The organism is Streptomyces buecherae, assembly GCF_014295035.1.
Taxonomy (GTDB): Bacteria; Actinomycetota; Actinomycetes; order Streptomycetales; family Streptomycetaceae; genus Streptomyces; species Streptomyces youssoufiensis.
The window spans coordinates 7,553,398-7,575,393 of the sequence record NZ_CP060404.1; the positions used below are offsets into that span (position 1 = coordinate 7,553,398).

The following is a 21,996-nucleotide window of genomic DNA, read 5'->3' on the forward strand; positions in this document are numbered from 1 at the left end:
CGTCGTCGGCGCGGGTCAGCGCCGTGCGCGGGCGTGCTCGGCGGCCCGGGCCCGCGCCCCTGGCCGCCCGCGTACGCGCCCCGGCGGCGGCCGGCCTGACTGCGCCGTCCGCCGCCGGGGCCGCGTTGCCCCGCGCTACGACGCGGCGGCCGGGACCTCGGTCGCCGGGCTCGCGCCGGGGCCGCCGGCCGAGAAGGTGAGGGAGAAGGTCGCCGGGCCCGCGTCGAGGCGGTGCGCGGGCAGGACGCCCGGGCCGCAGGACTGGGTGCCGATGCCGTGTTGCCGGTGGTCGAGGTTGAGCCAGATCCGGTCGCCGGGCACCAGGTCGGGGGTGTGCGTCGCGGCGTCCAGTTGCTCGCTCGTCCAGCGGCGCGCGGTGAACCAGAACGGTGGTTCCCCGTCCACCCGCAGCCACCCGCCGTCCGCCCCGCGCAGCCGGGCCCAGCGCACGTCCGCGCGCGCCCCGTTCTCCTGCGGACGCACGTACGGGGTCTGCATCTGGTCCACCGACATGGCGTACCGGCCGAGGCGCGAGGCCGCCGCGGTGTCCGGGTACGCCTCGCCCGGGCCGCCGCCGTACCACTCGGCCTCGCCCAGGTCGGCGCTCACCCCGAGCCGTACCCCGAGTCGGGGGAGCGGGAAGTCCCAGTCGCCCTCGGGGATCACACTGACCGTCAGGCGTAGCCGGGACGCGGTGGCGGACCAGTGGTAGACGACGGACAGCGCGCGGTCGGTGGCGGCGGGCGAGACCCTGGCCTCGACCGTCAGCGCCCCGTCCTCGGCGCGCACCCGCGTGGTGCGGTGCCGCATGCGGTGCAGCCCGGCGCGCCGCCACACGGTGCCGTAGCGGACGTCGGGTTGCCAGGGGGCGCCCTCGTCGTTGTCGGTCGGCGCCCGCCAGACGTCGAGCCGCGGGCCCGCCACCGGCCTGCCGCCCAGCGAGCGCAGCGCGCCGGTGCTCGCGTCGAAGGTGCCGGGGCCGAGGAGGATGGTCCGCCCGTCGTCGGCGGTCCGGGGCGCGACGCGCGCGGCGGCGCTCGCCGGCGCGGCGTCGTCGGCCTCGGCCGAGACGGGCGTCGCCGCCCCGCTCGCCGGCGCGGCCAGCGGGTCGCTCGCGGCGGCGTCCGGCTCCGCGAGCCACTGGCCCCAGGCCACCTCGTGGCCGGCCGACGCCCAGGGCGTGTCGGTGGCCAGTTCGGCGCGTACCGTCCACACCGCCTCGCCCACCGGCCGCGCCCTGTCCTCGACGAGCGGCAGCTTCACGTCCGCCGACTCGCCGGGGGCCAGTGGCGGGACGGCCAGCTCGCCCCGCGCCACGGCCTCGCCGGCCACCTCGTACGACCAGCGGAAGGTCAGGTGCGCCAGGTCCACGAAGTCGTGCAGGTTGCTCACGCGTACGCCGGAGACCGGGCCCGTCGCCGTGCCGTCGGCGTCGTGCGGGCCGCCGACGGGCGCGATGCGGACGGGCTCGATCACCTTCTTGTACTCGACGAGGCCGGGCGACGGGGTGCGGTCGGGGAAGAGGAGGCCGTCGCAGACGAAGTTGCCGTCGTGCAACTCCTCGCCGAAGTCCCCGCCGTACGCGAAGTACGGCGTGCCGTCGGCGGTTCGGCGGGCGATGCCGTGGTCGATCCACTCCCAGACGAAGCCGCCCTGGCAGCGCTCGTACCGTTCGAACAGCCGCTGGTACTCGCTGAGCCCGCCGGGCCCGTTGCCCATGGCGTGCGCGTACTCGCACAGGATGAACGGCAGCGAGCGGCGGCGCGCGTCGAGCGCGGGGTCCGGCAGCGGTGGCTCGGCGCGGCGGCCGATGGCCTCGACCTCCGCGTGCGGGGCGTACATCCGCGAGTACACGTCCACGTCGGCGCAGGTCGGGTCGCCCTCGTAGTGCAGCGGGCGGTCCGGGTCGCGGTCGCGGATCGCGGCGGCCATCGCGGACAGGCCGGCGCCGGTGCCGCACTCGTTGCCCAGCGACCACATGATGACCGCCGGGTGGTTCTTGTCCCGCTCGACGGTGCGGGCCGCGCGGTCGAGCAGCGCGGGCGTCCACCGGTCGTCGGCCACGGGGTTGCGCCGCCAGCCGACGGCGTGGAAGCCGTGCGTCTCCAGGTCGCACTCGTCGATGACCCACAGGCCCAGTTCGTCGCACAGGTCGAGGAAGGCGGGGTGTGGCGGGTAGTGGCTGGTGCGCACGGCGTTGATGTTGTGCCGCTTCATCAGGAGCACGTCGCGCCGCATCGTCTCCAGGTCGAGGGTGCGGCCGGTCTCCGGGTGGAACTCGTGCCGGTTCACGCCCCGGAACAGCACCCGTTGCCCGTTGACCCGCAACAGCCCGTCCTCGACGGCCACGGTGCGGAAGCCGATGCGCAGCGGCACCCGCTCGCCCTCGGTGACCAGTTCGCCCGCGTACAGCCGCGGCGCCTCGGCCGTCCACGGCTCGACGGGAAGGCTCGCGCTCTCACCAGTGGCCAGGTCCAGGCCGAGTTCCGGCACCGTCACCCGGCCGGCGGGCTCGCTGTCCACGCGCAGCGTCCCGCGCCCGTCGCGGTGGTCGTAGCCGGCGTGTACGAAGTAGTCGGCGACGGCGCCGGCGGGTCGGTGTACCAGCGTCACCTCGCGGAAGATGCCGGGCAGCCACCACTGGTCCTGGTCCTCCAGGTAGCTGCCGGCCGACCACTGGTGGACCCGCACGGCCAGCACGTTGCCCCGCTCGCGCAGCGCGTGCTCGGCGCCCTCGTCCGGGGCGCGGAGTGGGCCCACGGCGAACTCGTGCGGCAGCCGGCTGCTCTGGAAGGTGCCCAGCTCCCGGCCGTTGAGCCAGACGCGGGCGAAGGACTCCACGCCCTCGAAGCGCAGTACGGCCTCGCCCGTGGTGGGCCAGTCAGCCGGCAGGTCGAAGACGAGTCGGTGGTCCCCGGTGGGGTTGTGCTCGGCGGGCACGCGTGGCGGGTCCACCGGGAAGGGGTAGCCGGTGTTGGTGTAGATCGGCGGGGTGGTGGGGTGGGTCTTCGGGCCGGCGTGCAACCCCCAGTGCGCGGGCACGGGCACCTCGTCCCAGGCGGTGGCGTCGAACTCCGGCCGGGCGAAGTCGGTGCTCGCGGTGGTCGCGCCGGGCGACAGGCGGAAGCGCCAGGTGCCGCTGAGGTCCAGCCGCCGGGCGTCGGACGCGGGGGAGTGGGACCGGGGCGGCAGGGTGCCACTGCCAGGCGAGACGTCCTCGTAGTAGGGGTGGGGAGTCGCTGCGGAGTGACTCATCCTTGCTCCTCACGGGCTGCCGGGCTCGGTCCTGGCTCCCTACCACCCTGTGGTTGCGACCAGGTGGCGAGCCAGTGGACTGTCGGTGCGGTGCGGTGCGGTGCGGTGCGGTGCGGCGGCGGGTGGGCCGGAGCGGGTGAGCCCGGGGCGCCCCGGACCCACCCACACCTCGGGTCAGCCCTCGCCCTCGCAGCAGGAGTCCCGCCGCAACAGCCGCCCCACCTCCAGCCAGCTTGCCTCACGGGCACCGGCAGCCCCGGCAGCCCCGTCGGCGTGCCGGTGGTCGGGCGTGTCGGCGTGCCGGTGGCCCGGCGCGGGGCCCGCCGGCAGCGTGTCGCCCGCCGGGAACGCCTCGACCAACGCGCGCGTCTCGTAGCGCACCCCGCCCCGCAGCACGGAGACCACCCGCACCAGCGAGTCGAAGTCCGTGAACGGGTCGCCGTCCACCACGGCCAGGTCCGCGAGCTTGCCCGGCTCCAGCGTGCCCAACTCGCGCTCGGCGCCGAACACCCTGGCCGAGACCGAGGTGGCCGTGCGCAGCGCCTGCGCCGGCGTCAGCCCGCCCCGGTGCAGCGCGCGCAGCCCCATGTGCAGCCCGAGCCCCACGGGCACCAGCGGCGCGTCCGTGCCGAGCGCGACGAGACCGCCGTCGGCGAGGACCCGCCGGTACACGTCGATCTCCGTGCCCAACGCCGCGAGCTGCGCCTCCGTCGGCGGCTGCGCCGCGAGCTGGCGCACCAACGCGGTGTCCCACGGCGGCATCAACCGGGTCACCCGCTCGTCGTCCGCCACCGACGGGTCGGCGCCCACCAGCGGCGACGAGGTGAACGGCGTGGCGACCAGGTGGAAGTCGCCGCCGGCCGTGTAGATCTCGCGCAGGTCCTGGTACGCGCGCCCGGTGGCGGACGTGGCGTGGCCGTACTCAAGGCGCTGGGTGGCCTGGAGATGGGTCGTCAGGTCCTGCCCGAGCTGCACGCCGGGCGTGCACAGGTGGCTGCCGGAGCGCACCCCGAGCCGCTCGTGCGCGAAGCGGGCGGCCTCTTCCATGATCCAGCCCGGCGCCCTGACGTACGTCTTGACGAAGTCCCAGTCCAGGGCCTCGGCCCGGGCCAGCGAGCGGCGCAGCCCGGCCCGCGTGCGGTGCGCGCGCCCCATGCTGTACGCCACCCGGCCGCCGTCCAGCAGCTCTCCCGTGGTCAGCAGGCGCGGCCCGGCCAGGGCACCGGCCGCGATCGCCTCGCGGATGCGGAGCTGCTCGTAGGCGAAGCCACCGAAGGAGACGGCCGTGGTGATGCCGTACGCGAGCTGGGAGGCGGGCTGCCGTCCGCCGTAGGTCACCTGCCAGGGGTGGGTGTGCGCGTCCCACAGGCCCGGGATGACGGTGTGCGCGGAGGCGTCCACGCGGCGGGTGGCGGCCCGGCCCGCGCGGTGCGGCTCGATGCCGGCGATCCGCCCGCCGCGCACCAGCAGGTCCACGTCCTCGCGCACCGCCTCGCCGGTGCCGTCCCACACCTGCCCCGCGTGCACCACCAGGTCCTCGGGCCGCCGACGCCGGTAGTCGAGCGCGACGCGGACCGTACGGGGCGTGCCGCCCTTGGCCGAGACCAGGCGCAGCCTGCCCGACGAGAGGTAGAGCAGCGTGCGCGAGTCCCCGGACCAGGAGGGGTGGTCCGCGTTCTCCTCGGTGAGCTGGCGCGGCGCGCCGTCGGGCGTGCCGTCCGGGCGCACCGGCAGCAGCCACAGCGCGGACTCGGTGACGACGGCCATGTGGCGGCCGTCGGGCGACCAGACCGGGCCCGAGTCGTAGCGGTCGGAGATCGACACGTGCGGGGCGACGGCGTGCAGCCTGGCCTGGCCGCTGTCGGCGTCGACCACGCGGATGAGGTTGTACCCCTCGCGGAAGCGCTGGTTGAGCCGGTTGCGGTCGCACAGCGCCAGCCACCGCCCGTCCGGCGACCAGCTCGGCCGCCCGGGCAGGCCGCCCGCGCCGAGCGGCGCCGCCAGCACCCGCTCCGTGCCGGCCGCCAGGTCCCGCACGACGAGGTTGCCCGACATGTCGATGCTGGCCAGCCGCTTGCCGTCGGGCGAGAGCGCCGGCTGCACCCGGCCGCCGGAGGCCAGCACCGTCTCCGTCCCCGAGCGCAGGTCGCGGCGGCGCACCGCGAACAGGCCGTCCCGGTCGTCGGCGTAGACCAGCGCGCTGCCGTCCCGCGTCCAGGTCGGGGCCAGCAGGTAGCGGGTGGGGTCGGTGCGCACGACGCGGCGCGGGGGCCGGCCGCCGCCGATGTCGGCCACCCACAGCGAGTCGAGCGCGGCGAAGGCCACCCGCCGGCCGTCCGGCGACAGCGCGGGCAGATGCACTCCGCGCACCGGGCGCACGCCGGCGCCGTCGAAGTCGTAGCGCTTGACCCGGTAGCGGGGCCGCCGCACCGGCAGGGTGGCGGAGAACGCGATAACCTCGGCGCCCGTGAGCGCCGCGGAGCCGCCCGGCGCACCCGCGGCGTCCTCCCGCGCGCCGGCCCGCTCCGGCCGTACGAGCTGGAACTGGCCATCCACCGTGAGCAACAACTCATCGCGCGAGACCCAGCGCGGCGGCACCGGCAGCACGTCGCCGCCGACCTTCACCGGGGCGCCGTCCACGACCAGCGTGCAGGAGGAGGCGGGCGCCGGGGTGGTGCGCAGGTAGGCGAGCCTGCCGTCGGGTGCCAGGGCGGGCGTCATGAGCTGCCCCGGGTTGGTGTCGGCGTGCTCGACGGTGACCGGGCCGGCGCCGTCGGCGGGCACGGAGGCGATGGTGCGGGCGTCGAGCGCGGCGTTCACCAGTCTGCCGCGCACGAAGAACACCCGCGCGCCGTCCGGCGACCACACCGGGTCGAAGTCCTCCCAGGCGCCGTCCTGGTGCGGACCGTCCTGGCCGGGCAGGCCGGTGAGTTGGGTGAGCCGGCGGCTGCGCACGTCGAGCACCCACACCCGGTACGGACTGCCCTGGACGGGGTCGCCCCCGCGCTCGGAGGCGAACGCGATCCGCGTGCCGTCCGGGGACCACGCCGGGCCGCGGTCGTCCCACGGCCCGTCGGTGAGCTGCCGCAGCCCGGTGCCGTCCGGGCGCAGCGTCCACAGGTGGAACCCGCCGCCCCGGTAGGCGCAGACGACCAGCGTCTTGCCGTCGGGCGCGTACACCGGGCGGGTGGGTTCGAGGTCGGGCGTGGTCAGCGCGGTGGCCTCGCCGCCCGCGCGCGGGATGGACCACAGGATGTTCTGCACCTCGGCGACGAGCCGGTCGCCGGCCGGGGCCAGCGTCGCCGCTCCGTTGGTGGCGGCCGTGAACGACAGGGTGGCCCGGTGCGGCGCCGCGACGGCCGGCTCGGGGACGAGCCCCACGGCCCCGCCCGCGAGGGCGGCGGTGCCGGCCGCGGCCTGCAGGAAGGTGCGCCGCGACAGCGGGGAGCGGGTGGGTGGGTCGACCGGCATCGCGTCGGTGGCTTCGAGGCCGGCGGCGGTTTCGCTGGAGGCGTCGGCGGCGGGCGCCGATGGGGGCGTGGCGTCGGGGGCGCCGGTGGGGTCGTGCGGAGCGGCGGGTGGGGCGGTGGTGTCCAACGATCCTCCTGAAACGCGAGGGTGGCGCGGGGTGGGAGCGGAGAACAAAGCGCCTGATCGTGACACGGACGAGGGTCGGAAGGTCAACACCGCATCGCCGACTCGTATTTCCCCGGTCGTCACCACGGCGAGCCCGACGCTCGGTCACATCCCCGCTGTACGGGGGCCGTTGGCCTCATTCGACGCGATCACCCGTCACCCGCGAGCCGTCACGCGCCCGTCACGAGGCCGTCACGCGGGCGGGCGCGACCCGAGCACGCCTCGGGCTGCCTCGCCTGAGCCACCCACCACGCCCCGCCCACCCGTCGCCCGCCCCGCCCCGATCCGCCCCGCCCCGGCTCACGCGCCGAGGAAGTCCGCGATGCGGGCGCGCAGTCCGGCCGGGTGCAGGCCCTGGCCCGCCAGGTGCTCCTCGATGGTGCCGTACCGGCGCAACTCGCGGCGGGCCACGCCGAGCCCGAGCACCCGGTGCGGGAGGTCGACGAGGGCCTCGCCGGCGGCGGCCGAGGACGTACCCGCCAGATAGGGCTCGACCAGGACCACGTCGGCCGCGTCGGTGGCACCGGCGGCCGACCGCAGCGTCGCGGTGTCCAGGGGCCGCACCGTCGTCGCGTACAGCACCGTCACGTCCAGGCCGTCGACGGCGGCGAGCACGTTGTCCATCATCGGCCCGACGGCCACCACGACCCCACGCCGCCCCTGGCGCACGGTGTGCAGGCCGACGCCGTCCACGGGGCGCGGCGCCGCGTTGGACTGCTCGGAAAGGCGCAGGTATACCCGGTCGTCACCGGCGGCTGCCGCGTGTCGCAGCAGGGCCTCCGCCTCGTCCGGGTGGCCCGGCACGTGGATCGTCCAGCCGTCCAGCGTGTCGAGCAGGGCCACGTCGCCCGGCGCCATGTGGGTGAAGCCGCCGGCGGGCCAGTCGTACGAGCCGCCGGCGCTGACCAGCACGCCGCCCGTCCCCTGGTGCCCGAAGTCCAGCTTCACCTGCTCGAAGGGGCGCTCCACGAGGAAGCTGGCGAAGGTGTGCACGATCGGGCGCATGCCGGTCAGGGCGAGCCCGCCGCCGGTGCTGACGAGCAACTGCTCGCGGATGCCCACGTTGATCACCCGATCCGGATGGGCCCGGGCGGCGTCGGCGAACCGGTCCGCGCTGATGTCGGCCAGGACGACCGCGAGGCGGGGGTCCTTGTCCAGGAGCCTGGAGGTGATGGCGGTGAAGCGCTCGCGCATGGTGTCCATGGGTGGGTCTCTCCAAACGGTGGGTGGGTGGTGACGGGGCGGCGTGGCGGGGCGCGTCGGGGCCACGGCGTGCGGGGCCCGGGCGCGCGGGGTCCGGGCGCGGGGTGGGGCGGGTTACCTGGGGGGCGGGCTACTTGGGCTCGACGCGGGCGACCACCGCGTGCGGCCGGTCCGGATGCGGCTGCGTGTAGGCCGCGTACAGCGCCTCGTGGTCCCGGCCGTCCACGGTCGTCGCGGACCAGCCCGCGGCCTCGAAGCGGGAGGCGATACCGCCCGGCCAGCCGTGCGTGGCCGAGGCGTTGTCGATGACCAGGGTGTGCAGCCGTGCCAGACCGGCGGCGCCCGCGTACGCGATGGCCTCGTGGTTGCTGCCCTCGTCCAGTTCGGCGTCCCCGATCAGGACCCAGACGGCGGAATCGGCCAGCCCCTGCGCCCGCAGCCCGAGCGCCGCCCCCACGGCGAGCGGCAGCCCGTGCCCGAGTGACCCGCTGCCGATCTCGACGCCGGGGACGAGCATGCGGTCCGGGTGGTGGCCGAGCGGCGAGTCGTACGCCCCGAAGGTCGGCAGCGTCGAGACGGGCAGGAAACCCTTGGCGGCGAGGACCGCGTAGTACGCCATCGGGCCGTGCCCCTTGGAGAGCAGGAACCGGTCGCGGCCGGGGGAGTCGACCTCGCTCGGCGAGACGCGCAGCACGCGGTCGTAGAGCACCCACAGCGCGTCCAGCGTGGAGGTGGCCGCGGCGTCGTGCTTCTCGTCGCCGGTCATCAGGCTCATCAGCCCGGGCAGCGCGGCGTAGCCGGAGGGGGTGGTCGGCGGGGTTCCGAGCGTCGTGGTGTTCATGGCAGGTAGCCTGCAACTTCAAGTCGACTTGAAGTCAAGTCGCCCTCAGACGGCCGTGGCGCGCCCCGTGTCGTCGATCGTGAGGGGCCCGCGCGGGCCGCCGTGCCCGTCCGGGGCGTCCTCCGCGACCACCGCGCGCAGGGCCGCCGCGACGGCCGCGACGGCCGGGTGCCGGCCGGCGCCGCTACGGAAGGCGATCCTGGTCCGGCGGCTCATCGCCATCGGCGCCAGCGTCACCTGCGGCGGCGGGTGCACCAGGCCGAGCTGCGGTACGAGCGCCACTCCCTGGCCCGCCGCGACCAGGGCGAGCACCGTGGCGAACTCGTCCACCTGGTGCCGCACCCGGGGCGCGAAGCCGGCCGCCTGACAGGCCCGGATCGTCATGGCGTGACACAGCGTCCCCGGCGTGGCCGTGATCCACGTCGCGTCCCGCCAGCGCGCGAGCCCGGGCCCACCGTCGCCCTCGCACGCCGGCGCGCCCCCGGGTCCCGTAGCGCCGGCGCACGCGCCAGTCGGCCCCCGCGCCCCGACCGGGGTCGCGGCGGGCGCGTCGGGCGGGGTGAGCGAGGCCAGGTACATCGCCTCGGCGCACAGCGGCTCCGTGGCGAGGCCCGGCTCCGCCAGAGAGGGGACGAAGTCGTAGTCGTGTACCAGCGCCACGTCTAGTTCGCCGGCCCGCAGCGCGTCCGCCACCGCCGCCGGGTCCACCTCGGAGAGCATCGGCTCAAGCCGAGGGTGCCGGTCGGCCAGCGCGACCAGCGCGGCCGGCAGGATGGCCCGGGCCGCGGTGGGGAAGGTACCGATCCGCAGCGGCCCGGCCAGCCCCTGCCGGGCGTCGACCAATTCGGCGGCGGCCAGCTCCAACCGCTCCAACACCGCCTCCGCGTGCGGCACCAGGCGCTGGCCGGCGGGGGTGAGCGTCACCCGACGCCCGGTGCGCTCCAGCAGCGGCACCCCCGCCTCGCGTTCCAGGGCGCTGAGTTGCTGGGAGACGGCGGAGGGGGTGAAGGCCAGGGCCTCGGCGACGGCGGCGATGGTCCCGCGCAGGGCGAGTTCGCGCAGCAGGCGCAGACGGCGGACGTCCAGCATCAGCCCAGCTTACGCTCGATGCCAGAAAAGCGAACTGGACCTGCATCTTCCGGCTGCGGCAGGCTCAGCCGCATGACGCCGCACCTGCCCTTGCACGGGCTCTACACGCCACTGATCACGCCCTTCGACGCCGACGGAACCATCGCCGTCGACGCGCTCGAAGGGCTCGCCCACGCCGTCCTCGACGGCGGCGCGACCGGCATCGTCGCGCTCGGCACGACGGGGGAGCCCGCCACGCTGGACGCGGCGGAGCGGCGCACCGTCATCGACGTGTGTGCCCGCGTCTGCGCCCGGCGCTCCGCCCCGCTCGTGGTGGGCGCGGGGTCCCACGACACCCGGGGCAGCGCAGCGGAGTTGGCCGCGCTCGCCGCCTGGCCCGAGATCACCGCGGCCCTCGTCCCGGTGCCCTACTTCTCGCGACCCTCGGACGCGGGCGTGCTCGCGCACTTCACGGAGCTGGCGGCAGCCAGCCCCGTTCCGCTGGTCATCTACCACATCCCGTACCGCACCGGTCAGCCGCTCACCGCCGCGACGCTGCGCGCGCTGGTCCGGCTGCCGGGCGTCGCCGGCGTCAAGTACGCGACGGGCGGCGTGGACGCCGAGGCCCTCGCGCTGCTCGAAGACCTCCCCGAGGGGCGCGCGGTACTGGCGGGCGACGACCTGTTCGTGGCCCCGCTGATGGCCGTCGGCGCCACGGGCGGCATCCTCGCGACGGCCCAACTGGCCCCGGAGCGGTTCGCCGAACTCGTCGCCGCCTGGCGCACCGGGCGGGTGGAGCGGGCCCGCGCGCTGGGGCACGCGCTGGCCGGCCTCGCCGCCGCCGTGTTCACCGAGCCCAACCCCACCGTGGTCAAGGGCGTGTTGGCCGCCCAGGGCCGCATCCCCACGCCCGACGTCCGTCTTCCGCTGCTGCCCGCGGGGCCGGGCGCCGTCCGGGCGGCGATGCGCCGGCTCGCGGAGGTGGCGGCCCTGGACGCGCCCTGCCCCGACGCGCCGGCCGACCCCGTCCCGACCGCTCCGGCCGCCGCGCCGGCCCCGGCACCCCTGGCCGGAACGGCGGCACCGGACGTGGCCGCGCCGCGGGGCGCGGCGGGCGTGGCCGGGAAGGAGAGGGTGCGGGTGTGAGGGCCTGCGGGGGTGCGGGCGGTCGGGTGCGGCAGGCGGCATAGGCGCGTTGCCGTGGCCGACCTGTCGGCCGCCGGCCGGACGGCCGCCCCGGCCGCCTCCCGTCCGGTGCGCGACCGCCCCGCGCGACCCGAGCGAGACGCGCCGGCGTACGAGCCCGCCGGGGTGTGGAGCCCGCCGGTGCACGGGCGCGCAGGGGGCGCGGCGCGCCGGAGCGCCGACCGCTGGCGCGCAACGACCGGCCACGACGGCCGCCTCGTGCCCCAACCACCGCGCTGAACTGGCGGTTTGGGAAGGAAAACAGGCACGAGCGGCGACGCGGCGCGGGCTGCGGGTGGGCGAACTCCAGCCAACAGGAAACTTTCCTAACGTTTCTATTGTCTGGACCATGACACGCGGATAGCGTGCGCCACGCCACATCCCCTCCACGTGATTGGAGCGTGCCGTGCACCCCCACCTCGCACCGCGCCGCCGCCTCGCACTCGGGTTCGCCGTGGCGCTCACCGCCGCCGGAGTCATGACGGCCACCGCGCAGGCAACACCCCAGGAGTCGGCAGAGCAGCAGCCCGCCAGAGGGGCGGACAAGGCCGCGGTCAGCGGCCTCAACGGGCCTTACCTCTACCTCGGTTGGGGCAATCCGCCGAACGCGACGGAGTTCCTCAAGGCCACCGGGAACACCCAGCTCACCATGGCCTTCATCCTCGCCAAGGGCGGCTGCGAGCCCGCCTGGGACGGCCAGCGCCCGCTGGCCGGCGGGCGGGACGCGCAGACCATCAAGGCCGTGCAGGCGGCGGGCGGTTCCATCACCCCGTCCATCGGCGGCTGGAGCGGCAACAAGCTCGGCGAGGCATGCAAGTCCGCCGCCGACCTCGCCGGCGCCTACCAGAAGGTGATCGACGCGTACAAGCTCGACTCGATCGACATCGACATCGAGTCCACCGAGGTCGAGAGCGAGCCGGTACGGAAGCGGGTCATCGACGCGCTGAAGATCCTCAAGGACAGGAACCGGGGCCTGAAGGTCTACGTCACCTTCGGCACCGCCCCGAGCGGCCCCATTGCGCCAGGCAAGGACCTGGTGCGCAAGGGCGCCAAGGCCGGCCTGGACGTGGACGGTTGGACCGTCATGCCGTTCGACTTCGGTGACGGCACGACCGACATGGTGGCCGCCACCAAGTCGGCCGTGGACGGCCTGAAGAACATCGTGAAGGCCGAGTATGGGCTGAGCGACGACGCCGCGTACCGCAAGGTCGGCTTCTCCTCGATGAACGGCAAGACCGACGTGCGGGGCGAGGTCGTCACCCCGGCCGGCTTCCAGGAGATGGTCAACTACGCCAAGCAGCACCACCTGGCGCGGGTCAGCTTCTGGGCCGTGAACCGGGACCGGCCGTGCGCGGGCGGCGGCGACGGCGGTTCGTGCAGCGGGATCGACCAGAAGCAGTGGGAGTTCTCCAAGATCCTCGCCGGTTACCAGGGCTGATCCGAGCCCGTCCGCGAGCCGCCCGGGCCCCGCGCCCGGTGGCACGCGGGCGCATGGGCCCGGGTCGCACCAGGGGCGTGGCCCGGGCCCTCACCGCGAGCGCGCGACGTCGGGCGCGCTCCCGGGCGCGGCCGACGCGTGCGGCACCACGACGATCTGCACCGCGTCCTCGTAGAGCACGCGCCCCGGATTGGTCGAGCTGAGCCGCACCCACTGGACGCCGTGCGCCGTCAGGATCTCCAGATAGCCGTCAACCCGCTCGATGAGGTGCCGGGCCGAGCTCTTGAACCAGGCCACGGCCGTCGGATGCCGCTCGCGGTCGTACACCGACGGGTCGACGTGGGAGGGGTTGATGTACGCGGCGTCGTACCAGGCGTTCGAGGTCCGCCGAAAGCGCTCCTGCTCGGCGGTCAGCCTGCCCTCCCGCGCCAGCCCGTTGACGAGCACGAAGATGCCGGGGTAGGCGCCGCGCTCGTTGCGGGTCGTGCCCTGGAACCGTACGTACCGACCGTCCCACACCGCCCTGCTCCCCCCGTGGCCGTCGCCGCAACCGCCCTGGCTGCCGGTGGCCGCCTCGGATGATGCCACCCCGCCGCCCGGACCCGCCACGTCCGGAACGGCCCCACCCCGATCCCGTCACGCGCCGGGTGGCGTCGACGGCGGCGTGCCACACCGAGTCGCCGCCGCTGCCCGAAGGTGCAACCAGGGCTGCCCGGCTCCGCCGGGAGCTGGCCTGGACGCGAGGCCGGGCCGGCGCCCAGGCTGGAGGGCGACAGAACGCCGGGTGGGGGACGCCCCAAGGGAGCCGACGATGCGCCGACACGAGCACGACCACGAGCAGCACGAACACCACGAGCACCACGAGACCGGCGCGCGCGACGCGGCGGCCGAGGCCCACGAGCGGGCCCGTACCCCGCACGTCCTGCGGGCCGCCGTCGCCGGCCGTACCGACGTCCTCGGCCGCGCCGGCATGGCGACCCTGCAACGCGCCGTCGGCAACAGCGCCGCGCGCACCCTCGTCCAGCGCGGGGCAGCCGGGGAGACCGAGGCGACCGAAGAGCCCGTGGAGCAGCCGCGTTCGTCGGTGCACGACGTGGTGTCCTCGGGCGGCGGGCAGGCCCTGGACCCCGAGACGCGCACCGACATGGAGACCCGGCTCGGCGCCGACTTCTCCGACGTGCGGGTGCACACCGACGCCGCGGCGCACGACTCGGCGAAGGAGGTCGGCGCCCACGCGTACACCGTCGGCAACAACGTCGTCTTCCAGCGCGACGCCTACGACACGTCCTCCCGGCAGGGCCGCACGATGCTCGCCCACGAGCTGACGCACGTCGTCCAGCAGCGCTCCGGCCCCGTCGACGGCGCCGAGGCGCCCGGCGGTATCCGGGTGAGCGACCCGGGGGACCGCTTCGAGCAGGAGGCCGCCAGCACCGCCGAGCGGGTCATGGCGGAGCCGCCGGCGCCCACACCCCAGCCGACCGAGTCCGCCGCCCCGCAGCCGGCCGCGGCCCCCGCGGCCGTCCAGCTCTCGGCCGCGCCCGCCGTGCAGCGCGCCGCCGAGGAGGGCGAGGACGAGGAACCGGCGGACGTACAGGGCGCGTTCGTGCAACGGGCGGAGAGGAAGCCGGAGGAAGAGGAGGAGGAGACCCCGCCCGAGTAGGCCCCCGACGAGAGCCCTCATCTCCGACCCCCGGCCCTCGCCCCCCCTCGGCCTCTGAACCCTCCGTACGGTCAGTCCCGAAGCGGCGGGTAGTCGATGTAGCCCCGGTCGCCGCCCTGGTAGTACGTCTCGACGTCGGCCTCGCGCAGCGGCGCCCCGCGCCGGAACCGCTCCACCAGGTCCGGGTTGCCGATAAAGGCCCGGCCGTAGCCGATGAGGTCCATGCCCTGGGCGAGCCAGTGCTCGCCCCGTTCCCGGTCGGCCTGCGGGCCCACGATGCCGGCGGACGGGTTCATGATGTACGTGTGCGGCCACGCCTTCCGCAGCGCGGCGGTGAGTTCCGCGTCGGCGGAGTTCAGGGTGTGCACGTAGCTGACGCCGAGCCGGGCGAGTTCCCGGTACAGCGCCGTGTACAACTCGGCCACCTCGCTCTCCTCGACGTCCCAGATCGTGCCCGCGGGGGAGAGCCGGATGCCGACCCGGTCCGCGCCGATGGCGTCCACGACCGCCTCGGCCACCTCGACGGCGAACCGGACGCGACCGGTGACCGAGCCCCCGTACGCGTCCGTGCGCTGGTTGACGTTCGAGGACAGGAACTGCTGGATCAGATAGCCGTTGGCGCCGTGCAGTTCGATGCCGTCGAAGCCGGCGTCCACCGCGCGCCGCGCCGCGTCGGCGAACGCCGCGACCTCGCCCGCCACCTCACTGGTCGCCAGGGCGCGCGGGACGGGCGCGGGCAGCCTCCCCCGAGGCCCGGTGAACAGCTCGGCCTCCAGCCGCACGGCGGACGGCGCCACCGGGTGGAACCCCGCGACCGCCTCGTGCCCCACCCGCCCGGCGTGCATGAGCTGGGCGAAGATCCGTCCGCCGGCCGCGTGCACGGCATCGGTCACCGGCCGCCAGGCGGCGACCTGTTCGTCGCTGTGCAGCCCCGGCGTGTACGGGTTCGACTGCCCCTGGAGGCTCGGCTGCACGCCCTCGCTGACGATCAGCCCGGCACTGGCGCGCTGGGCGTAGTACGTCACCGTGGACGGCGTCGGCAGCCCGTCGACGGTCGCCCGCGCCCGGGACATCGGGGCCATCACGATGCGGTTGGGCAGCGTGCGTCCGCCGAGCTGATAGGTGTCGAACAAGCTGGTCATGAGGGTCTCCGCGCTGGTCGATGATGCGTGGTCCGGTCGTGGGTTACGCTAAAACCTGACACTGACGTCAGAGGCAACTCTTGTGAGCAGGACCACAGGCCAGGGCCCCAGGGAGGCGCGGACCCGATGCGTATCGGCGAGCTGGCACGGCGGACCGGCGTGAGCGTGCGATCGCTGCGCTACTACGAGGAGCAGCACCTGCTGCCGGCGGTGCGCTCGGCCAGCGGGCAGCGGCAGTACCCGGAATCCGCGGTCGGCCGCGTCGAGTTGATCCAGCAGCTCTACGCCGCCGGCCTGTCCAGCAAGACGATCCTGGGCATCATGCCGTGCATGGTCACGGGCGAGGTGACGCCCTTGCTGCTCGACCGCCTCACGGACGAACGGGACCGCATCGACCAGCAGATCGCCGGCCTGACGAGCACTCGCGACCGACTGGACACCATCATCTCCGCCTCAAGTGACCTCATGAGCCGGGGCGAGCGCTGCACCACCCACCGCCTCCTGCCCGGCGAACACCTGCACGACCTGTGCGCGCCCGTGGAGGCCGCCAAGTAGGGGGTTACGTAAGGGAGTTGCGATCAAGTCGCAGGCGGGAGGGCCGCACGCCTCCTCGGCTCGGCCGACCCGCGCGCCATCGTTCCACCCACCCCCCGCTCCTCGCCCCTCAGTCCTCGGCCGGCGCGTCGGCGACGAGGGAGCCGCCCAGGAACAGCGATTCCGAACACTGCGTCGGCCGGGGCGCCTTGACCGGCTTGCCCACCTCGCGGCAGCTCACGGAGATGCTGATCCGGCTCTTGGCGGGCACCTGGATCGGCGTGACGAAGTGGTAGTCCGAGTCGCGGAAGTTCTCCAGCGCCAGGTTGAGGATCTGCCCGTCCTGGCTGTAGACGGTCAGCGTCCCGGCGTCGCCCTGTGGGTTCTGCACCACGATGTCGGTGAGCGCGAACGTCTTGCCGTCCGGCACCGTGTAGGCGTCCCGCGTGGTGGAGGAGCCGCCCACCGCGTCGCGCACCTGCACGCGGGCGCTCTTCGGCGCGGCCGGGCCGCCCGGTTCGCCGGGCTTGCCGCTCCCGTTTCCACCGCCGTTGCCCGCCGTGCTGCCCTGACTGCCGCCACCGTTCCGGCCGCCGTTCTGTCCCCCGCCGCCGGTGTTGCCGGCGGTGTTCCCGCCGTTGGCGCCGCCGCCGTTCGCCTCGCCCCCGTTGGCCCCGCCGCCGGTCGCGCCGGCCGTGTCGCCGCCCTGGCCCGGGGGCCTGCCGCCCTGCTCGCCGTTCTTGTCCTCGTCGATCGCCGACTCGATTGCCTCCGGCGTGATGGCCTCCCGGGCCGCTGACCGCACGGTGGGTCGCAGCAGCGAGTACCAGAGCCCGGCCAACACGCCCACCAGCAACACCGCGACGATCAGCGCGCGGGGTAACCAGTGCGGCAGGATGGCCTGCTGCTCGTACGAGCCGTCCACCACCACCGGCGCGTGCGGCGCGGGAGCATCGACGCCCTCCGCGCCCCGCGCCGCGGCCACGACCTGGAACGGGTGGGTGACCGGGGCGCCGCGCCACAGCCGGTTCGTCGGGCGCACCGCGATCTGTGCGAACTTCGCCTGGCCGGGCGGGATGGTCAGCTCGGCCGGCTCGAAGGTCACCTTGGCCCGCTCCGTACCCTCCTGGATGGCCAGGCCCAGCGTCAGCGGCGTGTTGCCCAGGTTGTCGACGGCCAGCTTGTGCCGCCCGCGCCAGGGGCTGTGCGAGGAACGCGGCACGAGCTCGGCGGTGACGTCGGTGAACGGCAGGATCGTGATGGTCCGTTCGGGCACCTGGGTGTGCGCGGTGTCATTGGTCGGAATCACCCGCAGACCGAGCGGCATCGGGCCGGCGGAGATCCGCGAACTCCGCGGCGGGCGCAGCAGCAACGTGGCGGTGCCCGATGCGCCGGGGTAGAGAGACAGCGCCGCTGGTTCTACTGTGACCCAGGCGGCACAAGGCCCGACCACCTCGAATCGGAACTCCTCAACGGTGGTTCCCGAGTTGAGTACCTGTACGGGGAGATCGGCCTCGCCGCCGGGCTGAACGGAGACGGGCGAGTCGTCCAAGCTGGCCGAAACACTCATGCCCGGACGGTACGGCGTGCTGCACAGGACAGGAGTGGCCGAGCAGGAACACTTTCGGGCAGAACCAGGTTCGCTCTGAGCCATCGGTTCCTTCCCGGGTGAGGAACAGCGCGGGTAAGGGAAAGAACGCCACATCTGGGGGTGGCACAGCGACGCACCTGAGGGGTGGCACAGGTTCCGTTCGTGTCAGGTCCATGGCAGATATGGGGGCGGGAAAGCATATGCATCCGACGAGCGCGGAGCGCATCCTGGTGGACCTTCGAGCACAAGACCCGGTATCCCAGGCGGGCGTGGCCAGCCAACTCCGTACCAGACCAGAGGTGCGGATCGTCGACCCGGCGGGCACCGAGGACGCGCAGGTGGTCCTCGTGGTGGTGGACCTCATCGACGACGAGGTGCTGAGCCTGCTGCGGCAACTCCAACGCACCGGCACGGCCCGCGGTGTGCTGGTCACCACGCACATCGACGAACAGCAGTTGGTCAGCGCCGCCGAGTGCGGCTTCGTGGGCGTCATCCGGCGCACCGAGGCGACGCCCGAGCGTCTGGTGCAGGTCATCGCGGCGGTGGCCAAGGGCGAGGGACACGTGCCGGCCGACCTGCTCGGCACCCTGCTCGCCCAGGTCGGCCGCCTCCAGGGGGAGGTGCTCGGCCCGCGCGGGCTCAACTTCACCGGGCTCTCCGTACGCGAGATCGAGGTCCTGCGGCTGGTCGCCGAGGGGTACGACACCGCCGACATCGCGCTCAAGCTCGCCTACTCCGAGCGCACCATCAAGAACGTCCTGCACGCGGTCATGACCCGGCTCAACCTGCGCAACCGTTCGCACGCGGTGGCGTACGCGCTCCGCCAGGGCCTGATCTGACGGGCCCCCGCCGGGGCGCGCGCCCGTAGCCCACACCCCCGCACGCCCGCGCCGGCGCACCTCGCGGGCGTGCGGGGTGGGTGGCACGCAACCAGCAACCCTGTTCGCTGTGGCTGTCACCCTTCGGTGCCACCTGTGTTGCTGGGATGGCCGTGCTGGCTGTTGTGTTTGTACTGGCTGTGATGGCTGTGTCAACTGTGGTGGCTGTGCTGGGTAGGTGTGTTGGGTGGCTGTTGTGGGTGTGGCTGTGACTGTGACTGGGGTTGTGGCTGTGCTCATGGCTGTGGGGTGTGTCTGGCTGTGCGGGTGACGGTGGCTGGGACCGTGGTGAACGGTGCGGTGCGGTGGCGGTGGCTCGGTGGTGCCGCGTGGGTGGGGTTCTGCCCGTGGCGTGGCCCGCCGCGCTGCCCCTTCGGGCAGGCGCCGTACCCGAAGGGCTGGCTCGGGCCCCGCTGCCCGGGGTGGGCGCGCGGGTGAGGCTGGAGCCCGGCGCGCAGGCTGCGCAGGCCAGAGCGCGGGCAAGGCTGGCTGAGCGATCCGATGCGGCATGGGCGTCACGGACCGAGTGGGGGGTTCTGTGCGGGGGCGTGAGCGCTTTCCAACGCGGACCGGAACCGACACCGCGGGCCGCGCCCGCTGGTGGCCGGCTCGGTGGCGGCCGGGCAGTTGGCGGCTGAGTGGGTGGCGACCCGCGGCGCGCTGCGCCCACCGATCACGGGCCGACGGCGAACCGGCCGAGCGCTCCGACGCGTTCCGCGTCGCCGCCCTGACCCTCGCCCTGCTGCTCGCCGTGACCGTCGTCCCGGGCGTCGCCGTCGATCGCCGATCACCCGTCCAGGAGGGCATCACGCCGGCCGTCGTGGAGCGCTCTCTCGATCCGGGGGAGTCGACCGAGGTGGTCAAGGAGGTCCGGACGCCCGTCGTGCCGCCCCGGCCGGACGTGGTGCTGCTCGTAGACGCCACGCTCAGCATGGAAGACACCCTCATCGACCTGCGCGACGACCTCGAAAAGATCACGACCGGGGTACGCGCGTCACAGCCCGACTCGCAGTTCGCGGTGGCCAGGTACGGCGACCAGACAGACGGGGATCGGGTCTTCGAGGTCAAGCAGGGCCTCACGCACGACCTGAAGGCCGTGACCACGGCGGTCAACGCCCTCAAGGCCGACCTGGGCCAGGGCAGCCCCGGCCCGGCCGAGGACTGGATCAACGCGCTGTGGCAGATCGCCAACGGAGCCGACGGCAAGACGCGGTTCCGGGAGGACGCGAGCCCGGTCGTGGTCCTGGTCGGCGACGCGTCAAGCCACGACCCCAGCAAGGGACACACGCTGGCCGACGCGACCAACGCCCTGGTCGGCGCGGGCGTACGGGTGATCGCGGTCGACGTGGAGACGTACCTCGGCGACGGGCTGAACGGCAACGGCGACAACGGTAACGGCCCCGGCCAGAACGGCGAGCCGACCCACGAACCGAACCAGGCCACGAAGGTCACCCAGGCCACGAACGGAACCCTCTTCCAGGGCATCGACGCGGGCCAGGTGGCCGAGAAGATCACCGAGGGCCTGACCAACCTGCCCACCACCGTCAGCCATCAGCCCGTCAACTGCGACCCCGCGCTCCAGGTACGCCTGGAGCCCGCGTCCCAGCAGGTCACGAGCGGCGAGGTGGCCACCTTCCGGGAGACCATCGAACTCGCCGAGGACGCCCCGCAGGGTGCGGCCGTGGAGTGCGGCGTCCAGTTCCTGCTGGACGGCAAGGTGCCGGACCCGGGCAGCACGGTGCACGCGCACCTCTTCGACGACGCGTCGCAGGAGCTCGGCGACGGCGACCCGGGCACGGGCCGTACGGGCGGCCGTGGCGAGCGCGACACCGCCACGACCGTCACCGGCGGCACCATCGCCGGCACGCACGGCGGCCAGCACGGCACGCAGACAGGCGGCATACCCGGCGGGGTACTCGGCGGCACCACCGCGACGTCATGGGGCGGGCATCACGGCGGCCATGAGGGTGGCCAACAGGGGGGTCAGCAGGGAGGCCCTGGCGGTGACCCGGGTGGGCCCGGTGGCCCGGGTGGGCCCGGTGGTGACCCAGGCGGTCCCGGCGGACCTGGTGGCGATCCGGGTGGTCCCGGCGGTGACCCGGGCGGTCCTGGGGGCGATCCAGGTGGTCCCGGTGGGCCTGGTGGTGACCCGGGTGGTCCCGGTGGGCCCGGGGGAGATCCGGGTGGTCCCGGCGGTCCTGGGGGCGACCCAGGCGGTCCCGGCGGTCCTGGCGGTGACCCGGGTGGGCCGGGTGGTCCCGGTGGCCCCGGTGGCGACCCGGGTGGTCCCGGTGGGCCTGGCGGTGACCCGGGCGGTCCCGGCGGCGATCCTGGTGGCCCGGGCGGCCCTGGTGGCGACCCAGGTGGTCCCGGCGGCCCTGGTGGTGACCCAGGTGGCCCTGGTGGTGACCCGGGTGGGCCCGGCGGCGACCCAGGCGGCCCCGGCGGCGACGATGACGACCCGCCCCCCACCCCCAACTACCGGCAGCGCATCACCATCCTTGTCAACGACGTCACGGCGCCGGTGATCGTGGTGGACGACCGTACGGTGGACGCCACCGACGACCGCGGCGCGCGGATCACCTTCCCGGCCACCGCCGTGGACGAGGTGGACGGCCCGCTGCCCGTCACCTGTGACCCGCGGTCCGGTGCGCTGTTCCCCGTCGGCCGGACCACGGTGACCTGCACCGCGACCGACTCGGCGGCCAACGAGGGCACCGACACGGCCACCTTCACCGTGCTGCCCGCACCCGAGCCGCCCGACCCACCGGACCCGCCGGACCGACCCGACCCGCCGGACCCGTCCGACCCACCGCGTCCGCCCGACCCGCCCCGGCCGCCCAGTGCCGACGTGGCGGTCAGCGCGACCCTCGCGCCCGCCCGGGCCTACCCCGGCCAGCGGATCTCGGCCGGCTTCGTGATCACCAACGCCGGCCCCGACACCGCGCGCGACGTCGTCCTCGACACCACCTGGCCGCGCACCAAGGACGCGAACCGGCGCACCCTGGCGCCCCCGACGGCCTGCACCCGCCGCGCGCCCTGCTCCGTCGCACCCGGCGGGCGGCTCGTGGTGACCCAGAGGGCCGAGTACCGCGCGGCGGTCAGCGGCGACGTACGGGCGTCCGTACGCGGCTCGCTCGCCGACCCCGACCAGCGCGACAACACGGCCACGGCCCGCCTCCGCGTCCTCCAGCCGAAGCTGACCGTCACCCCGAAGGTCGGCACGCCCGGCGAGGTGGCGCTGGTGCGCGGCACGGACTTCCCGCCCGGCGCCGTCGTCTCGCTGTCCTGGAAGCCGGGCATCACGCCCGCGCGCTCGTCCGTACGCGTCAGCCCGGACGGCACCTTCACCGTGCAGATGCTCGTACTCCGCAAGGACCGCCTCGGCCCGCGCGAGCTGCGCGCCGACGTACGCGGGCTCGATCGGCTGACGAAACCGTTCCTGGTGGTCCAACGCAACCTGCAACCACCGGACTTCGCGGGCCGCAGTTGACGCGGCCAAAGCCGCCGAGCGCGGTCGGCCCGGCGGCCGACGTAGGGGAACGAGGCTGGGAACGACGGAGGC

At 74.7% G+C, this 21,996-nt stretch carries 14 protein-coding genes; 6 read left to right on the forward strand and 8 right to left on the reverse strand.

Going from position 1 to position 21,996, the window contains the following annotated elements; all coding sequences use genetic code 11:
- Positions 1-135 precede the first annotated feature (135 nt).
- From H7H31_RS30215 to H7H31_RS30235, 5 genes are all read right to left on the reverse strand, one after another.
- Positions 136-3,255 carry a glycoside hydrolase family 2 TIM barrel-domain containing protein gene (locus H7H31_RS30215; RefSeq protein ID WP_187064948.1) on the reverse strand — a complete coding sequence of 1,040 codons (3,120 nt, stop codon included), beginning with the start codon at positions 3,253-3,255 and terminating at the stop codon, positions 136-138.
- A gap of 174 nt (positions 3,256-3,429) precedes the next feature.
- The gene (locus H7H31_RS30220; RefSeq protein ID WP_187118302.1) at positions 3,430-6,726 is read right to left on the reverse strand and encodes an amidohydrolase family protein; all 3,297 of its coding nucleotides are present in this window, start codon (positions 6,724-6,726) and stop codon (positions 3,430-3,432) included.
- Between the two features lie 465 nt (positions 6,727-7,191).
- A complete protein-coding gene (locus H7H31_RS30225; protein WP_187059594.1) occupies positions 7,192-8,094 on the reverse strand; it encodes a transketolase family protein in 903 nt (300 codons plus the stop codon).
- 130 nt (positions 8,095-8,224) lie between these two features.
- Positions 8,225-8,935: a thiamine pyrophosphate-dependent enzyme gene (locus H7H31_RS30230; protein ID WP_187060552.1), complete on the reverse strand. Its 711-nt coding sequence runs from the start codon at positions 8,933-8,935 to the stop codon at positions 8,225-8,227.
- A gap of 45 nt (positions 8,936-8,980) precedes the next feature.
- On the reverse strand, positions 8,981-10,024 hold the full coding sequence (locus tag H7H31_RS30235) for a LysR substrate-binding domain-containing protein (RefSeq protein ID WP_187060553.1): 1,044 nt from the start codon (positions 10,022-10,024) through the stop codon (positions 8,981-8,983).
- 72 nt (positions 10,025-10,096) lie between these two features.
- On the opposite strand from H7H31_RS30235, the gene H7H31_RS30240 reads away from it, so the two are divergent.
- Both H7H31_RS30240 and H7H31_RS30245 read left to right on the forward strand, forming a co-directional pair.
- Positions 10,097-11,149: a dihydrodipicolinate synthase family protein gene (locus H7H31_RS30240; RefSeq protein WP_187060554.1), complete on the forward strand. Its 1,053-nt coding sequence runs from the start codon at positions 10,097-10,099 to the stop codon at positions 11,147-11,149.
- Between the two features lie 445 nt (positions 11,150-11,594).
- Positions 11,595-12,626 carry a chitinase gene (locus tag H7H31_RS30245; protein WP_308284280.1) on the forward strand — a complete coding sequence of 344 codons (1,032 nt, stop codon included), beginning with the start codon at positions 11,595-11,597 and terminating at the stop codon, positions 12,624-12,626.
- A gap of 90 nt (positions 12,627-12,716) precedes the next feature.
- On the opposite strand, the gene H7H31_RS30250 is transcribed toward H7H31_RS30245, so the two are convergent.
- Positions 12,717-13,145: a hypothetical protein gene (locus H7H31_RS30250; protein ID WP_187060555.1), complete on the reverse strand. Its 429-nt coding sequence runs from the start codon at positions 13,143-13,145 to the stop codon at positions 12,717-12,719.
- Between the two features lie 292 nt (positions 13,146-13,437).
- Here H7H31_RS30250 and H7H31_RS30255 point away from each other — a divergent pair, with 292 nt between their 5' ends.
- Positions 13,438-14,286 (forward strand): eCIS core domain-containing protein, encoded by an 849-nt coding sequence (locus tag H7H31_RS30255; protein WP_187060556.1) that lies wholly within the window; start codon positions 13,438-13,440, stop codon positions 14,284-14,286.
- Positions 14,287-14,357: 71 nt separating this feature from the next.
- Here the strand turns inward: H7H31_RS30255 and H7H31_RS30260 are convergent, their stop codons facing one another.
- Positions 14,358-15,428 carry an alkene reductase gene (locus H7H31_RS30260; RefSeq protein WP_187061368.1) on the reverse strand — a complete coding sequence of 357 codons (1,071 nt, stop codon included), beginning with the start codon at positions 15,426-15,428 and terminating at the stop codon, positions 14,358-14,360.
- 126 nt (positions 15,429-15,554) lie between these two features.
- On the opposite strand from H7H31_RS30260, the gene H7H31_RS30265 reads away from it, so the two are divergent.
- Entirely contained in the window at positions 15,555-15,983 is a 429-nt protein-coding gene (locus H7H31_RS30265) for a MerR family transcriptional regulator (protein ID WP_187061369.1), read from the forward strand.
- 109 nt (positions 15,984-16,092) lie between these two features.
- Here H7H31_RS30265 and H7H31_RS30270 read toward each other — a convergent pair whose 3' ends face one another.
- Positions 16,093-17,532 (reverse strand): COG1470 family protein, encoded by a 1,440-nt coding sequence (locus H7H31_RS30270; RefSeq protein WP_187061370.1) that lies wholly within the window; start codon positions 17,530-17,532, stop codon positions 16,093-16,095.
- 221 nt (positions 17,533-17,753) lie between these two features.
- Here H7H31_RS30270 and H7H31_RS30275 point away from each other — a divergent pair, with 221 nt between their 5' ends.
- Complete coding sequence (locus tag H7H31_RS30275) at positions 17,754-18,392, forward strand: helix-turn-helix transcriptional regulator (RefSeq protein ID WP_176160563.1); 639 nt, start codon at positions 17,754-17,756, stop codon at positions 18,390-18,392.
- Between the two features lie 790 nt (positions 18,393-19,182).
- Positions 19,183-21,924 (forward strand): HYR domain-containing protein, encoded by a 2,742-nt coding sequence (locus H7H31_RS30280; RefSeq protein WP_232110147.1) that lies wholly within the window; start codon positions 19,183-19,185, stop codon positions 21,922-21,924.
- Positions 21,925-21,996 lie beyond the last annotated feature (72 nt).

Bases quoted from the DNA above. Each gene is read 5' to 3' on its own strand.
- H7H31_RS30225 (WP_187059594.1), bottom strand. From the start codon at position 8,094: ATGGACACCATGCGCGAGCGCTTCACCGCCATCACCTCCAGGCTCCTG.
- H7H31_RS30265 (WP_187061369.1), top strand. From the start codon at position 15,555: ATGCGTATCGGCGAGCTGGCACGGCGGACCGGCGTGAGCGTGCGATCG.
- H7H31_RS30270 (WP_187061370.1), bottom strand. From the start codon at position 17,532: ATGAGTGTTTCGGCCAGCTTGGACGACTCGCCCGTCTCCGTTCAGCCC.
- H7H31_RS30260 (WP_187061368.1), bottom strand. From the start codon at position 15,428: ATGACCAGCTTGTTCGACACCTATCAGCTCGGCGGACGCACGCTGCCC.
- H7H31_RS30220 (WP_187118302.1), bottom strand. From the start codon at position 6,726: ATGCCGGTCGACCCACCCACCCGCTCCCCGCTGTCGCGGCGCACCTTC.
- H7H31_RS30230 (WP_187060552.1), bottom strand. From the start codon at position 8,935: ATGAACACCACGACGCTCGGAACCCCGCCGACCACCCCCTCCGGCTAC.
- H7H31_RS30215 (WP_187064948.1), bottom strand. From the start codon at position 3,255: ATGAGTCACTCCGCAGCGACTCCCCACCCCTACTACGAGGACGTCTCG.
- H7H31_RS30275 (WP_176160563.1), top strand. From the start codon at position 17,754: ATGCATCCGACGAGCGCGGAGCGCATCCTGGTGGACCTTCGAGCACAA.
- H7H31_RS30240 (WP_187060554.1), top strand. From the start codon at position 10,097: ATGACGCCGCACCTGCCCTTGCACGGGCTCTACACGCCACTGATCACG.
- H7H31_RS30235 (WP_187060553.1), bottom strand. From the start codon at position 10,024: ATGCTGGACGTCCGCCGTCTGCGCCTGCTGCGCGAACTCGCCCTGCGC.
- H7H31_RS30255 (WP_187060556.1), top strand. From the start codon at position 13,438: ATGCGCCGACACGAGCACGACCACGAGCAGCACGAACACCACGAGCAC.